Genomic DNA, 14,016 nt, shown 5'->3' with positions numbered 1-14,016 from the left:
GGAAGTGAGCGGTATTAACGGGAGGTGTAGCATGGCAGAGCCATTACCAGATTTAATTGAAGAGATTGTTACCGAAAGTATGGGTGACGATCCGGCGACCTTGTTAGCCACCCTTGCGGGGCAGGACGAAGTATACATCGCATCACTGTTAGAATCGTTGCCCGTAGAAAAACGTTTGGCGGTATGGGAAGGCATTCCTCGCGACCGTAAGCTCGACGTATTGGTTGAGATGCGTAGCGACCCCCGTGAAATTCTTATTGACAATACGCCGCACGACGAATGGGCGTCTATTTTTGCTGATATTGACGCAGAAGATTTACTGGAACTACTCGATTCATTGCCAAAACGCCTAGTCGACATGGCCTATGAATCACTAGATTCTAAAGAGCGTAAGTACTTCAGAGAAGCGACACAATTCCCAGATAACCAAATAGGGCACTGGGTTAACCACGAGCAATTAGTGCTACCTTCGAACGCGAAAGTGCGCGAAGGTCTACGCTTACTAAGACGTGACATACCTCAGCATTGTGACAGCATTTTTTTGGTGAACCGCTCAGGTCAATTTTCCGCGCTAGTTAAAATTAGCCACCTCTTCAATGCGCAAGATCACGTGTCTCTATTCGATTTATCTGAAGAAAACGTAACGACGATTCAAGGGGCTGACGACACCATGAATGCGTCGCTTCTTGTACAACGTTCTGGACTAGCATCGTTGCCGGTAGTTGACGAAAACAACAAGCTTCTCGGCCGATTAGATGTAACCTCTGCAAGTGAGTTGGTTAACGAGTTTTACGAACGCCAAGTGATGGCTTCGGCCGGTATGGATGAGGACGAAGATTTATTCTCGCCTGTGGCGAAAAGTGCAAAAAATCGTGCCCTTTGGCTTGGCATTAACTTGCTTACCGCATTTTTAGCATCGTGGTTTATTGGACTGTTCGAAGGCACCCTTCAACAAGTGGTTGCCCTTGCGGTACTGATGCCGGTAGTGGCAAGTATGGGAGGCATAGCAGGTAGTCAAACGCTAACCCTGATTGTACGCGGCTTGGCGTTGGGGCAGGTCACGCCTGCCAACTTACGGGCGTTGATGGTGAAAGAGCTTAAAGTAGGCGGCGTAAATGGCGTGATTTGGGCCTTGGTAATTGGCGTTGTTGCTTATTTCTGGTTTACCGATGCCATGTTAGGGTTGGTTATCTGTTTGGCCATACTGTTCAACATTGTCGCCGCCGCACTTGCAGGCGTGTTTGTACCTGTAATATTGGACAAGCTGAAAATAGACCCTGCACTGTCGGGGTCGGTCATTCTAACTACCGTCACTGATATTGTAGGCTTTGTGGCATTCTTAGGTTTGGGGACACTCTTTCTTCTCTAAGACAGCTTCTTCTGAAAAATTACTCCGGCTGCAGGCCTCGTCTAGCCTAAAAGTGTCTTACGCATATAAAGCCCCACTGAATGAATACATTTGGTGGGGCTTTTTTCTTTGGTTATGCCGCCTGTTACATGCCCTTTGCCGCATTGGAAAGCGTTAAGGGTTGTGTATTACCGGAACCTGATAAACAATACGCGCCTTCTTCCCCCGAATTTCGTTGGAGTCAGTCTTGTCTAAGCAAGCCAGTGCCGCTCAAGTCGGCGTTATTTGTGCAATTGCCGCTTACAGCATGTGGGGTGTTGCACCTGTTTATTTCAAACAGTTGATGGTATTGCCGGCTGCTGAAATCCTGATGCACAGGGTAATTTGGTCTGTGGTGCTTTTGATTGGGCTTATTGCCGCGCTAAAGCAGTGGCCCAAAGTGGGCGCCGCCCTTCGCAATAAGCGCGTTATGCAGATTTTATTCGTTGCAGGGTTGTTACTCGGGGCGAATTGGCTCTTGTTTATTTGGGCAATTAATAACGACCATATTCTTGATGCAAGCCTTGGCTATTACATCAACCCTCTTATCAACGTATTTTTAGGGCGACTTTTCTTAGGTGAAAGGTTGCGTAACTTACAGCGTGTAGCCGTTGGGCTTGCCGTCATTGGCGTGGCTATTCTTATTTTCTCTTACGGCCACGTGCCCTGGATTGCCCTGGTGCTTGCGGGAAGTTTTAGCGTGTATGGCTTATTGCGCAAGCAAGTGGCAGTAGACTCGCTACCCGGCCTTTTCATTGAAACTTTAATGCTCTCACCATTCGCTATTATTTACTGGGTCTTCTTTGGCTCTGAGTACAGCAACTTATTTAATAACGACGCCACGCTTAATACCCTTATTTTGGCGGCTGGCATTGTAACTACCGCACCTCTACTTTGTTTTACCGCTGCAGCAAGGCGCATTATGTATTCAACGCTGGGCTTCTTTCAGTACATTGGCCCTACGCTTATGTTCATTCTGGCGGTTTACCTTTACGGCGAACCGCTTGAAGAGTCGCGTTTGGTTACCTTTGGCTTTGTGTGGCTTGCGCTTATCTTGTTTAGTGCCGACTCGCTAGTTAATTACCGCAGTCAGCGTAAAGCGCGAAAGCTAGCGGTGGAGTAGGGGCTTTGCGCACAAGCTAGCGTGATACAAGCCGGGCATAAAGCGCTCGTTTAAGAAAGCTACGTGCTTTTTGTGATAGTAATTTGTAGCCAGCAAATTTTGCTTTAAGCGTCGGACAGCTAAGCGGCGGGTTGATTGAGTGACAAGCTAAAGCAGTGAAGCTTGCTCTTGCTGAGGAACATCAGGTGGTTCGCACTTCACTTGGTTACGCCCACTATTTTTGGCGGCATAAAGCTGCTTATCGGCAAGGCTTAGTAGCTTATCTACGCGCTGAGTGTGCGCGCCACTTACCCCAATACTGCAGGTCACTTTAATGTCGCTTTTAGGTAGCTGGATAATTTCCGCTTCCACCACTTTTCTGAAGTCGTCTAAACGCTCACAGGCTTCCTTAAGTGGTGTTGACGGCATGTATATACAAAACTCTTCGCCACCAAAGCGGGAAATAATTTCATCTGGAAAATAAAACTCAATAAGGGCCGCCATGGCTTTAAGCACAATGTCACCGGCGTCATGGCCATGGGTATCGTTTATCGATTTGAAAAAGTCTAGGTCAATCAGGGCGAGAGCGTGATCCTCAGACAGGTTATGGTGTTGCACAGTAACCATGTAGAAGAAGTGGCGCCTGTTAGGCAAACCTGTTAGATAGTCGGTATTGGCCACACGGCGAATTTCTTCAACGCTCTCAATATATTCCACGTTCTGCATCACGCGACACAAGAACTCTTCATGGCAGTACGGCACTCGCAAGAAGTCATTTGCACCACTTTTAATGAAGTGCGCAGACATTAACATGCCTTTGCCTCCAGCAACGCCCATAATTGCCAGCTGCTCTTTAGAAAAGGCTTTTCTTAAACTGGCGACAAAGTGCGTGCCTGTCATATCAGGCAACGTGTTGTCAGTGATAACAAGACGTACGTTTTTGTGTTCAGACAAGCATTGCATAGCGTCTGTAGCCGTTAAGCATTCAAACGCAATAAAATTGTGGCGCTGAAGTAATGAAACGGTTTTTGAGCGCAACACACGATTAGTGCTTACCACGACGACGCCAGTAGACTTGTTTTTTTCTAATCGGCTAATAAGACGATTGAGGTAGTCGTAGTTCTGTGAATTTTCTTTAGGAATGTAATCGACAACGTCACGTTCTAGGACTTTATCGCGAATGGCGCTATCTAAACTTTCTGTTGTAGCAATGGTGGGAATGAAAGACTCTACCGTAAAGTCGATGGCTTCGCCTTTTGGTGCATCGGGAAGCGAGTATGCAACAATAGCACACAGAAAGGTTTCCGGCATCTCTTGTGAAAAACGGGCCTTACCTTCGGTCAGCGATGTTGCGCCTACGGGCGTAAGTCCCGCACGGCGGACTAATTTCGCTATGAGCTCAAGGTTGCCTTCACCATTTTCGATGATCAGCACGTGTTGCTGCATACATTCCAACTTAGGTTTAGGCTACCTTGCCAATTGATGATGTTACGCTTTCTCCAGCTTAGCGTAAGCAAGTACCAGCCATTTGCTGCCAAATTCGTCGAAGTTTACTTGAACGCGACCGTGCTCACCACTCCCTTCGTAGTTGAGCACGATCCCTTCGCCGAATTTACGATGTACAACTCGCTCACCTAAACTAAAGCCCGTTTCTTCAAAACTGGCGTGCGACGTCGCTTGGCTAAAGCGGTTGTGCACGGGCCGCGAAATAGTCGATTTCAGCCTAACCTCTTCAACGCAGTCTGCAGGCATTTCGCGAATAAATCGAGAAGCAGTATGATACTTATCTTGGCCATAGAGTCGACGACTTTCTGCATAAGTAATATACAACTTTTGCATTGCTCTAGTCATACCAACATAGCAAAGTCTGCGTTCCTCTTCCATTCGACCTGGCTCGTCGTTAGTCATTTGGCTAGGGAACATGCCTTCTTCTACACCGGCTAAGAATACCAGTGGAAATTCAAGGCCTTTAGCGGTGTGAATGGTCATCATCTGCACGGCATCCTGGTCTTTATCCGCCTGTGTTTCACCCGCTTCCAGCGACGCATGAGCTAAAAAGGCTGCCAGAGGCGACATTTCTTCAGCTTCTTCAGGCACGATAAAGGTTTTACATGCAGTAACCAATTCTTCTAAGTTTTCTAGACGTGCTTGGGCTTTTTCTCCGCGCTCTGCTTGGTACATGGCGTACAGACCAGACTGGCGAATAGCTTTATCGGCTTGTTGGTCAAGTGGCTCATCTAACGTGGATTGCTCTAGCTCAGTAATAAGCAGCACAAAGCTTTGCATAGCGTTTAGCGCGCGGCCTTTAAAGCCACCTTCGTTAATGAGCAACTGACACGCCTGCCACATTGAACAGTTGTGCATTCGCGCGGTGTCGCGCACTTGCGATAAGGTTTTCTCACCAATACCGCGACTTGGGGTGTTTACGACACGCTCGAAAGCTGCATCGTCGTGTGGGTGGCTTACCATACGCATATAGCCGAGCGCGTCTTTAATTTCTTGGCGTTCGAAGAAGCGCAGACCGCCGTATATGCGATACGCCAGCCCTTCGTGTAGCAGGGCTTCTTCCAATACTCGAGACTGGGCGTTGTTCCTGTAAAGAATGGCAGTGTCGCTAAGGGCGTTGCCTTGGTTTAGCCAATCTTTGATTTTAGACACAATAAAGCGCGCTTCATCTAGCTCGTTGAAGCCCGCATATACAGAAATAAGCTCGCCTTGGGCGTCTTCCGTCCAAAGCTCTTTCCCTAAACGGCCCGTATTATTGTCGATAACTGTGTTCGCCGCTTTAAGAATGTTTCCGGTTGAGCGGTAATTCTGCTCCAGGCGAATAGTAGTAGGTTCGTTGAAGTCTTTCAGGAAGTGCTGAATATTATCTACGTTTGCACCGCGCCAGCCGTAAATAGACTGATCGTCGTCGCCAACAATCATAATGTTATTATTACCACCACTACACAGCATACGAAGCCATGCATATTGGATATTGTTGGTATCTTGGAATTCATCTACCAACACTGCACGGAAACGACGTTGATAGTGGGCTAATACTTCTGGGTTTTTAGCCCATAATTCATGTGCGCGTAGCAACAGTTCAGCAAAATCTACCAAGCCTGAACGGTCGCAAGCGTCTTGATATGCCGCATAGACTTCACGCATGGTCTTTTGAATATGATCGCCATGGGTCTCGATATGTTGAGGACGCAAGCCTTCGTCTTTATTGCCGTTTATGTACCACTGAATTTGACGAGGGGCCCAATGCTTTTCGTCCAGGTTCATGGCCTTAAGAATGCGGCGAATAAGTCGATACTGATCATCGGAATCAATTATCTGAAAATTCTCAGGCAAGTTGGCTTCAGCGTGATGTGCGCGTAACAGGCGATGCGCAAGCCCGTGGAAGGTACCAATCCACATATTGTGTAGGCTACGACCCATCAAAGATTCTATACGGCCGCGCATCTCTTTGGCCGCTTTATTGGTAAAAGTCACTGCCAAAATGGAAAAAGGGGCGATGCTTTCGACTTCCATCAACCACGCAATGCGATGCACTAATACGCGGGTCTTACCACTACCGGCGCCAGCCAAAACGAGGGCGTTAGATAGTGGGGCTGCTACTGCTTCACGCTGTTTGTCGTTAAGCTCGTCTAGCAGTCGAGATACATCCATAGTGTGGTACCTGTTAGTTGATAGTGTTATACATTCAGCAGCGGGCTATTATGCCATCTGACTGTTAATTTATACAGTCCAGTTTTTCTCAGTGAAGATAAACTTCAACGGCATTATACGTTCGTGTGCAATCATGATTTAAAGCATTACTTAATGAAAGATACGAGCGCTCTGAACGTTCCATTAAATTAATGGAAGCACTCAGTTAGACGCAGCGAGAGAACAGGATGCTTTAACGATGTATACATGTACGATACGGTTATTAGCTATAACGAATTAATTCGATAAATTGATCGAATTATGCGCTTGGTCGGTATCACATCGGTATTGCATCACATCAAACTCAGGTAAACTTTTACACGTTCCCTTTGTCAGCACAGATATGCCCAGCAAGGAACAAGTTAGATTGCTTACCCAATTTTCTGATCGAACACAGCATTTTTATAAAACGGGACTTGCTCATGACCGCACTTACTACGCCCATCGACTTTTGGTCTACGCTGAAACAAGAAGCGCAAGTTGTTGCTGAAAAAGAGCCTTTGCTGTCTAGCTATGTGCATGCCAGTGTTCTTGCACATCACAACTTTGAATCGTCGCTAAGCTTTATTCTGTCGAACAAAATGGCAGACGACGTCATGCCTGCGCTCGCCATTCGTGAAGTTTTCGATGAAGCTTACTTACTTGAACCTGGCATCAGCGAAGCGGCTATTGCTGACATTCTAGCGATTAAGGCGCGGGATGCGGCGGTCAACGATTACCTAACCCCCTTACTTCACTTCAAAGGTTTCCATGCTGTGCAGGTGCATAGAATGGCGCATTACCTCTGGGTACACGGTCGTCACCAGCTTGCTTTATTCTTGCAAAGCCGCAACTCGGCGAGTTTTGGTGTAGATATACATCCTGCTGCACGAATTGGTAAAGGCGTTATGTTTGACCACGCAACCGGCATTGTAGTGGGTGAAACCGCAGTGGTTGAAGACAATGTGTCTATTTTGCAGAGCGTTACATTAGGTGGTACCGGTAACGAGTCGGGCGACCGTCACCCTAAAATTCGCCAAGGCGTGTTAATTGGCGCTGGCGCCAAGATCCTCGGAAATATTGAGATAGGTGAAGGCTCAAAAGTAGGTGCTGGTAGCGTTGTACTTAATAGCGTTCCAGCTCACGTTACTGTGGTGGGTGTTCCAGCTAAAGTGGTTGGGAGGCCGGTTTGTCAAAGCCCCTGTGAATCCATGCGCCAAAACGTACTAGAAGACAACTAAAGCTGTGGGGTCAGAGTCCCGACTCTGACCCCATTATTCATAGGAAGTGGGTTAACTCGTTGAGGTTGTCTAGTGCGACGTGGGGAAGTACGCTAACGGGCTCATTGGCTAGTATCATTGGCCTGTTACAGGCAAACCATGCTGCTTGATAGCCAGCGTTGATAGCTCCTTGTACATCCTTGATAATATTGTCGCCCACGTGAAGAATATGCTTCGGCGCAATTTGTAAACGTGCAGCCGCTTCATCGAACATATCGCGGGCTGGTTTCATCGGTCGTGTTGTACTGGCGTGAAGAATCGATCCAAAATAACCTTCAATACCTATTTTTTCTGCGTTTACATTACCGTTAGTAATGCCGATAAGCGGTAATTGACTACTTACAGCCTTGAGGGCTGCGTGTACATTGTCAGCCAATTCAAAGTCGCTTCTTGCGTCGTAAAAGCAGTTAAAGCAAGCTTCTACTGCATCACTAAGTTCACGGTCGTTGTTCAACTCTGTTGTTAATTTTTCAGGTGTGGTGTTAGAAAGTGCTGCGGTAAGCACTACACGGCGAAGCTGCCCCATGTCAGATGCCAAACGCAAATCCTTTTTAATAGCTGCTCGCTTTAATGCCTGCCAATCTAGTGGCGATAGTGCCGCAGCGTCCTTATGATGCCTAGCAATATGCGCTTGCAGCGCCTGCTCAGCCCTTTGGATGATTGGTTCGTTATTATAAAGGGTGTCATCAAGGTCGAAGGTCATCGCCTCGACTTTGTTGATAGACCGGAAAAACTGCATGGTAAAACCTTAAGTGAGCGTTATTTTTTTCGCGCGCGCGGATGAGCCGCATCGTATACGTTGGCGAGGTGCTGGAAGTCGAGATGGGTATAAACCTGTGTCGTCGACAAGTTAGCGTGCCCTAACAGTTCTTGAACCGCACGTAAGTCGCCACTGGATTCTAATACGTGAGTAGCGAAAGAATGGCGCAGTTTATGAGGGCTTACTTTTTGCGATAGGGACTGCTCTTGTGCCATTTTATCTAAGCGATTGGCGACTTGCCTGTTCGATATTCGGGTTTTGCGTTTACTCACAAATACTGCACTTTCGTACGGCGATGCGTAGGCAGGCCGAACTTTTAACCAGGCATAAAGGGCTTTTTGCGCATGTCGACCCAGAGGCAGTATTCGCTGTTTACTCCCTTTACCCATGACTTTTACCGTACCGTCTTTTAAACAGTCGGCTAAATTAAGCCCGGTAAGTTCGCTCAAGCGTAGGCCACAGCCATATAGCAGTTCAAACATAGCTACATCCCTTAACTGCACGCCTTCATCATCGTCACTGCTTCGAGGTGAAGCATTAAGTAACTGCTGCATCTCATCTACGCTAAGCTGCTTGGGTAATGGCTTTCCCTGTTTAGGAGCTTGAATGCCCTCTACAGGGTTGCTAAACAGCTGCTGGTGGTCAATAAGGTACTGGCAAAAGGTTCTAAGTGCTGACAGTCGTAGTGCAATACTGCGCGAGCTGTGTCCAGCCATCTTGGCATCGGCCATTACGCGCTTAATATCACTGGGCGTAAGCCCAGACCATTCGCAGAGCCCAAGGAGCTTAGCCACTTCGGTTAGCTGGCGCTGATAATTTTTGATGGTGTGAAGAGATAGCCCACGCTCCACCTGAAGATGAAGCAGAAACTTATCTAGCCATTGCTGGCAGGGTTCGCTGATCAAGGCGTCCGTAGACACTTCACCTAATATCCCATCATTTCAGGCAAGATGATATTAAGCACTTGCTGAAGTTGCTGAAGCAAAAGGGTATCCATGTCTGGAGTAAAGTGGCTGGCATCACTGCTGCTAATGCCTAAAATACCGAGTTCACGGTTGTCACCAAGCAGCATTAGCGCTACAGACTCCGCAGGGCTTTCTCCGAAAAGCAACTGGCGTTCGTGCTGTGACAAACGGCCAAAGAAAAAGTTGGTATTTTTAAAGCGCTTTTCCGTGAACAAACGTTGTTGCAGTTCAGGAATAGCATGGGGGCCTTTAAAGCTTTTGATCACCGCAGAGGACAACTGTAAACGCTCTTGTAATATATCTTCTAACGTAAACTGTACTTCAGCAACACTTTCGCAGCGTAGTAACTGCACGTTTAAGTCGGTATAAACGCGATATATTTTTTCGTTTTGCTTAGCGATGGTAACCAGCTGATTAAGCTTAAAGTTAAGCTGTCTAACTTTTTGTCTTAACTGGTCACTTTGAATTTCAACGAGCGAAACACTGCCTTTGTGTTCATGAGGCAGCTTAATCTTTTCAAGCAGGTCGGGGTGCTCGGCGAAAAACTCAGGGTTTTGTAACAAAAACGCGCGCACATCAGCACTCGACAATTCCGTTGTGTCGTTAAATGGCTCAATTAATTGCGTGGCGTTAGACTGCCCTGATACTTCGCTCATAAATTTATATGTCCGTCATATACGTGTTCGGCAGGCCCTGTCATTTTTAACACGTTATCTGGGCCTGGCCAGCGTATACGTAAACTGCCCCCGGGCAAGTCTACCCGTACGTCTTTACCTAATTTACCCTGTATTTGCCCAATTGCAACTGCTGCACATGCGCCGCTGCCGCAGGCTAGAGTTTCACCTGAACCACGTTCAAATACGCGAAGTTTGATATGTGAGTCGTTGATAATTTGCATAAAGCCTACGTTTACGCCTTCGGGAAAGCGTTCGTGCTTTTCAACAAGCGGACCAATTTCGGCCACATCGGCTGTATCAACGTCGTCAACTTCCATTACGCAATGGGGGTTGCCCATTGACGCTGACCCAATAAACAAGGTGCGTTCGCCCACACGCAAAATATAGGTATTCTCTTGCTTGTTGGCTGTAAGTGGAATATTCGCAGGCTCAAACTCTGGTTTGCCCATGTTAACGGTCACTTGGCCGTCTTTCTCTAAATACAGCACCATCTTACCTGCTTTGGTGCTTACCACTATTTTGTTGCGATTAATAAGGCCTTTTTGCTTAACAAAGCGTGCAAAACAACGTGCGCCATTGCCGCATTGCTCCACTTCTGAGCCGTCAGCATTGAAGATGCGATAGTGAAAGTCTTGTTCAGGGTCGTACGGTGGTTCTACCATCAACAGCTGGTCGAAGCCAATACCGAAGTTTCGGTTAGCTAATTGCTGAATTTTTTCTTTAGAGAAAAAGACGTTTTGAGTAACGTTATCAATAACCATGAAATCGTTACCCAAGCCGTGCATTTTAGAAAATTGAACCTGCATTAAACGCGCATCTATCTTGTTAGTTTGTCTCTAGTTTACGGAAGTTTGTACTCACCTTGCCAGAGATCTTTTTGTTTTTCTCTTTCGCGAACCACAATTGCTTTGTCACCGTCTACCATAATCTCGGCTGGACGGCAGCGACTATTGTAGTTTGACGCCATAACGAAACCATAGGCACCTGCACTGCGAACTGCAAGTAAATCGGTAGGTTCAATGGCTAATTCGCGGTCTTTTCCTATAAAGTCACCGGTTTCACACACAGGTCCCACAACGTCATAGGTGCGAGGCGTTGCCGTGCTTCCTTCCTTTACGGGAATAATCTTTTGCCATGCTGAGTAAAGCGCAGGGCGCAATAAATCGTTCATTGCAGCATCGACAATGGCAAAGCTCTTTTCTTCACCTTCTTTGATAAATTCAACTTCAGTGACCAGGATACCTGCGTTAGCTGCAATAGCTCGACCAGGTTCAAGGATTAACTTAAGGTTTTCACGGCCTACCATTTTCTCAGCCATGGCTTGTGCGTAGGCTTTAGGGTGAGGCGGTTGTTCGTCGTTATAAGTCACGCCAAGACCACCACCTACATCTAAGTGCTCAATAATGATGTTGCGCTCTGCTAGTTCGTCAATAAGCAGAAGTAGACGCTCTAGCGCATCTACAAACGGACCGATTTCAGTGAGCTGTGAGCCAATATGGCAGTCCATACCAACCACATGTAGGTTGGGCAGGGAAGCGGCTAATTCATAGGTAGCAAGCGCTCGTTCGCGGGCAATACCGAATTTATTCGCTTTCAACCCTGTAGAAATATAAGGGTGGGTTTTGGCATCTACATCAGGGTTTATGCGCAGTGAAATAGGGGCTTTCACGCCCATTTCGCCCGCAACCTGGTTAATTCGATGAAGCTCTGGCTCTGATTCTACGTTGAAACACATGATGCCTTGTTCTAGCGCATAACGAATTTCATCGTGCTTTTTGCCAACGCCTGAGAATACTACCTTACTTGCATCGCCACCGGCTTCGATTACGCGAGCCAGTTCACCTGCTGAAACGATATCAAAGCCTGAACCTAATTTGGCTAGAACGCTTAATACACCGATGTTCGAATTCGCTTTTACCGCGTAACATACAAGGTGAGGGTGCTCACCGATAGCATCGTTAAAGGCATGCCAATGACGCTCTAGCGTTGCGCGTGAATAAATATAAACCGGCGTTCCGTGCTGGGCTGCAATATCAGAAACAGCCACTTGTTCAGCATGCAGCTGACCTTGGCTGTAGGCGAAAAAATCCACTAGTTCAGCTCTCCAGAAGTAGTTGCGGGGGATGGGGTGTTGGCGCTTGATGAAGCCTCAGCTTCTGCATTATTAGAAGACGCTGGTTCAGCAGATGTGTTTTGTGCAGGCGCGTCAGGAATGTAGAGCGCCCCTTTGTACCCACAGCCACACAATGCTGAGAGTGTTAGCAAGAAAACAACAGACTTTTTAAGCACGAAAGATCCCGCAAAGAATACGACAAATGCCGCTATCATCGCATTGCGGTGTTAAATTGCAAGAGCCAATAATCGTTCTTGTGTTTTATCGCCGTAATGAACGTTTTTCCAAAGTGTATCGCATAGGCTCTTGGTGTCAGAAAAGTCTTTATTTTTGAGCCAGTCGATGAGTATGTTTGGATTATCAGGAAAGGCTATCGCTTCGTTCTCGGGCGCATCAAGCCATTCTTCTACAATATCGGTGTCGAGCTGAAAAAGTGTCTGGCATAAATCCAGTTTATTCAGGGTTAGTACGTTGGACAGCTGCTCGAACTGGCCATGTAAGGGCTTAATGAGTAGTTTCTTGCCTAGCTGAAGTGCTTCGCTCGATAGCTCAAAGCCCCCATTAGCAATTACACCACTGGCGTGCTGAAGTGCTTTTTGAAAATGCTTTTTGGACGTAGGGCGCCAATGAATGTGGCCCACTTCCTTTGCTTCGTCAATATTAGGATGGAAACACTCAAATACTTGATCACTTAGCGGCTCAAGCATTTGCTGAATATCTTCGATATCTTCAAACGGTAGGTAAACCAAAACATGGCCATTACCTGAAGACGTTATTGGCTTTTCAGCAACGAAAGGTGGGATGATAGGCTGGTTGAAATGATACCAATGCACGCCTAGCTGTAGATCGGTAGGCGCAAACATTTTCATGAGCACCGTATCAAATATGGTATTCCCGCTTTTCGGCACATTATAAGCAAACGCCGCTTGGTGGCTGATAGAAATAGACGGTAAGCCTTGCTTTTTAGCTGCCCACGCCGTCACCGGTTCAAAGTCGTTAACCAGCAAGTCGTAATCGCGAGTATCGAATGCTTTGATATCTTTATTTAACTGACGAATGCTGGCTTCTTTCACCGTAGACCATTTGTCTACTCGACCGCTTTTCGTAATGAAACTAAGTCCTTTATATGTTCGATATTCTCCGAACACTTCCATATCAAAATATTTTTCAGGGGCACGGCCGGTAAAAACAAAGTCAACGCTAATGTCATCCCGCTGCGTTAGCGCGGCAGCCATAATTCGTGCCCGGGCAATATGCCCATTTCCGGTGCCTTGCACACCATACAATAATTTCATACTACCCCAGAATTGAAATACTTAGTGTCGCGATTGTTACACCTAGCAGTGATCCTGCAACCACATCAGAAGGATAATGTACACCTAACAATACTCGTGATAGCCCGATAAGTGCTGCCCAACTGTAAGCAAGTAAGGCAAATGGCGGGTAATAGTGCGCCACGATACAAGCCATTAATGTTGCGGCCGCAGTATGACCTGAGGGAAGTGAAAACTTATCCGACGGCGTGACATGTGCTGTTAAATTCATTAGAAAATCGCAAGGGCGCGGGCGCTTGAACATTTTCTTAAGCAGCACATAAACGGGTAATTCCAGCGCATATGCCATCAGCGCTGTGTAGAGGAAAAGCTCACCGTGTTCAGGCTCAAACGCCCAAAGCAACATGCCAATGACGAAGTATAAATAGCCGTCACCTGTTCTTGATAGCCATACAATACTTCGGCAGTCTCTTTTTTGCGTCAGTTTGTAGAGGCGATAAAATAAGTCAGTGTCATACTTGGTCAAGGATTTCATCAACATTGCCTTGTCCCCTATCGATTAATTACTGCACAGGCTAAAGTGTGTCTATGAACAGTGGGTGACGGAAAAAAGAAACTTTTTTGACAACTCACGTGGTTTCTTTTTATTCATGCATCCTTTGCTCAAACGGGGAATGTGGTTATTAAACAAATTTTTTAGCAAAAGTATTTCAGCTAAATGAATAAAGCAAAATACGTGCTCATGTTGGCTATGGTTAGAGGAAAGCCTTGCATTTTAAA

At 46.7% G+C, this 14,016-nt stretch carries 13 protein-coding genes; 3 read left to right on the top strand and 10 right to left on the bottom strand.

The features are described 5' to 3' along the window. The first annotated feature begins 31 nt into the window (after nt 1-31). Nucleotides 32-1,369: a magnesium transporter gene (locus AC27KT_RS09305; RefSeq protein ID WP_487129317.1), complete on the top strand. Its 1,338-nt coding sequence runs from the start codon at nt 32-34 to the stop codon at nt 1,367-1,369. Between the two features lie 226 nt (nt 1,370-1,595). Beyond that, nucleotides 1,596-2,510 (top strand): EamA family transporter RarD, encoded by a 915-nt coding sequence (rarD, locus tag AC27KT_RS09300; protein WP_487129315.1) that lies wholly within the window; start codon nt 1,596-1,598, stop codon nt 2,508-2,510. A 147-nt stretch (nt 2,511-2,657) separates the two neighbouring features. On the opposite strand, the gene AC27KT_RS09295 is transcribed toward rarD, so the two are convergent. Continuing rightward, nucleotides 2,658-3,935 carry a GGDEF domain-containing response regulator gene (locus tag AC27KT_RS09295; RefSeq protein ID WP_487129313.1) on the bottom strand — a complete coding sequence of 426 codons (1,278 nt, stop codon included), beginning with the start codon at nt 3,933-3,935 and terminating at the stop codon, nt 2,658-2,660. Between the two features lie 42 nt (nt 3,936-3,977). Further along, a complete protein-coding gene (gene uvrD, locus AC27KT_RS09290; RefSeq protein ID WP_487129311.1) occupies nt 3,978-6,149 on the bottom strand; it encodes a DNA helicase II in 2,172 nt (723 codons plus the stop codon). Nucleotides 6,150-6,610: 461 nt separating this feature from the next. Here uvrD and cysE point away from each other — a divergent pair, with 461 nt between their 5' ends. Next, nucleotides 6,611-7,408: a serine O-acetyltransferase gene (cysE, locus tag AC27KT_RS09285; RefSeq protein ID WP_487129309.1), complete on the top strand. Its 798-nt coding sequence runs from the start codon at nt 6,611-6,613 to the stop codon at nt 7,406-7,408. Between the two features lie 37 nt (nt 7,409-7,445). Here cysE and AC27KT_RS09280 read toward each other — a convergent pair whose 3' ends face one another. Genes AC27KT_RS09280 through AC27KT_RS09245 form a run of 8 tightly spaced genes read right to left on the bottom strand, consistent with a single transcriptional unit; the run spans nt 7,446 to nt 13,771 of the window. Further along, nucleotides 7,446-8,186 (bottom strand): HAD-IA family hydrolase, encoded by a 741-nt coding sequence (locus tag AC27KT_RS09280; RefSeq protein ID WP_487129307.1) that lies wholly within the window; start codon nt 8,184-8,186, stop codon nt 7,446-7,448. Nucleotides 8,187-8,206: 20 nt separating this feature from the next. Then, nucleotides 8,207-9,127: a tyrosine recombinase XerC gene (gene xerC, locus AC27KT_RS09275; protein WP_487129305.1), complete on the bottom strand. Its 921-nt coding sequence runs from the start codon at nt 9,125-9,127 to the stop codon at nt 8,207-8,209. 5 nt (nt 9,128-9,132) lie between these two features. Continuing rightward, the gene (locus tag AC27KT_RS09270; RefSeq protein WP_487129303.1) at nt 9,133-9,828 is read right to left on the bottom strand and encodes a DUF484 family protein; all 696 of its coding nucleotides are present in this window, start codon (nt 9,826-9,828) and stop codon (nt 9,133-9,135) included. Then, nucleotides 9,825-10,655, bottom strand: coding sequence for a diaminopimelate epimerase (gene dapF, locus AC27KT_RS09265; protein WP_474873971.1), 831 nt, complete (start codon nt 10,653-10,655; stop codon nt 9,825-9,827). The genes AC27KT_RS09270 and dapF overlap by 4 nt, the downstream gene beginning before the upstream one ends. Nucleotides 10,656-10,690: 35 nt before the next feature. Continuing rightward, nucleotides 10,691-11,941 (bottom strand): diaminopimelate decarboxylase, encoded by a 1,251-nt coding sequence (lysA, locus tag AC27KT_RS09260; protein WP_487129300.1) that lies wholly within the window; start codon nt 11,939-11,941, stop codon nt 10,691-10,693. Then, on the bottom strand, nt 11,941-12,138 hold the full coding sequence (gene lptM / locus AC27KT_RS09255; protein ID WP_487129298.1) for an LPS translocon maturation chaperone LptM: 198 nt from the start codon (nt 12,136-12,138) through the stop codon (nt 11,941-11,943). Before lptM ends, lysA begins: the two co-directional genes overlap by 1 nt. Before the next feature lie 51 nt (nt 12,139-12,189). Then, nucleotides 12,190-13,257, bottom strand: a complete 1,068-nt coding sequence (locus tag AC27KT_RS09250) for an MJ1255/VC2487 family glycosyltransferase (RefSeq protein WP_487129296.1) — start codon at nt 13,255-13,257, stop codon at nt 12,190-12,192. Nucleotide 13,258: 1 nt separating this feature from the next. After that, entirely contained in the window at nt 13,259-13,771 is a 513-nt protein-coding gene (locus AC27KT_RS09245; RefSeq protein ID WP_487129294.1) for a phosphatase PAP2 family protein, read from the bottom strand. Nucleotides 13,772-14,016: the final 245 nt, after the last annotated feature.

It is taken from the genome of Alteromonas sp. 5NW40-0090 (genome assembly GCF_057552975.1).
Note: the sequence above shows the minus strand (reverse complement) of the source record. Positions and strands in the feature narration are given on the sequence as shown.

Bases quoted from the DNA above. Each gene is read 5' to 3' on its own strand.
- AC27KT_RS09270 (WP_487129303.1), bottom strand. From the start codon at position 9,828: ATGAGCGAAGTATCAGGGCAGTCTAACGCCACGCAATTAATTGAGCCA.
- uvrD (WP_487129311.1), bottom strand. From the start codon at position 6,149: ATGGATGTATCTCGACTGCTAGACGAGCTTAACGACAAACAGCGTGAA.
- cysE (WP_487129309.1), top strand. From the start codon at position 6,611: ATGACCGCACTTACTACGCCCATCGACTTTTGGTCTACGCTGAAACAA.
- AC27KT_RS09295 (WP_487129313.1), bottom strand. From the start codon at position 3,935: ATGCAGCAACACGTGCTGATCATCGAAAATGGTGAAGGCAACCTTGAG.
- AC27KT_RS09305 (WP_487129317.1), top strand. From the start codon at position 32: ATGGCAGAGCCATTACCAGATTTAATTGAAGAGATTGTTACCGAAAGT.
- AC27KT_RS09250 (WP_487129296.1), bottom strand. From the start codon at position 13,257: ATGAAATTATTGTATGGTGTGCAAGGCACCGGAAATGGGCATATTGCC.
- AC27KT_RS09280 (WP_487129307.1), bottom strand. From the start codon at position 8,186: ATGCAGTTTTTCCGGTCTATCAACAAAGTCGAGGCGATGACCTTCGAC.
- AC27KT_RS09245 (WP_487129294.1), bottom strand. From the start codon at position 13,771: ATGAAATCCTTGACCAAGTATGACACTGACTTATTTTATCGCCTCTAC.
- dapF (WP_474873971.1), bottom strand. From the start codon at position 10,655: ATGCAGGTTCAATTTTCTAAAATGCACGGCTTGGGTAACGATTTCATG.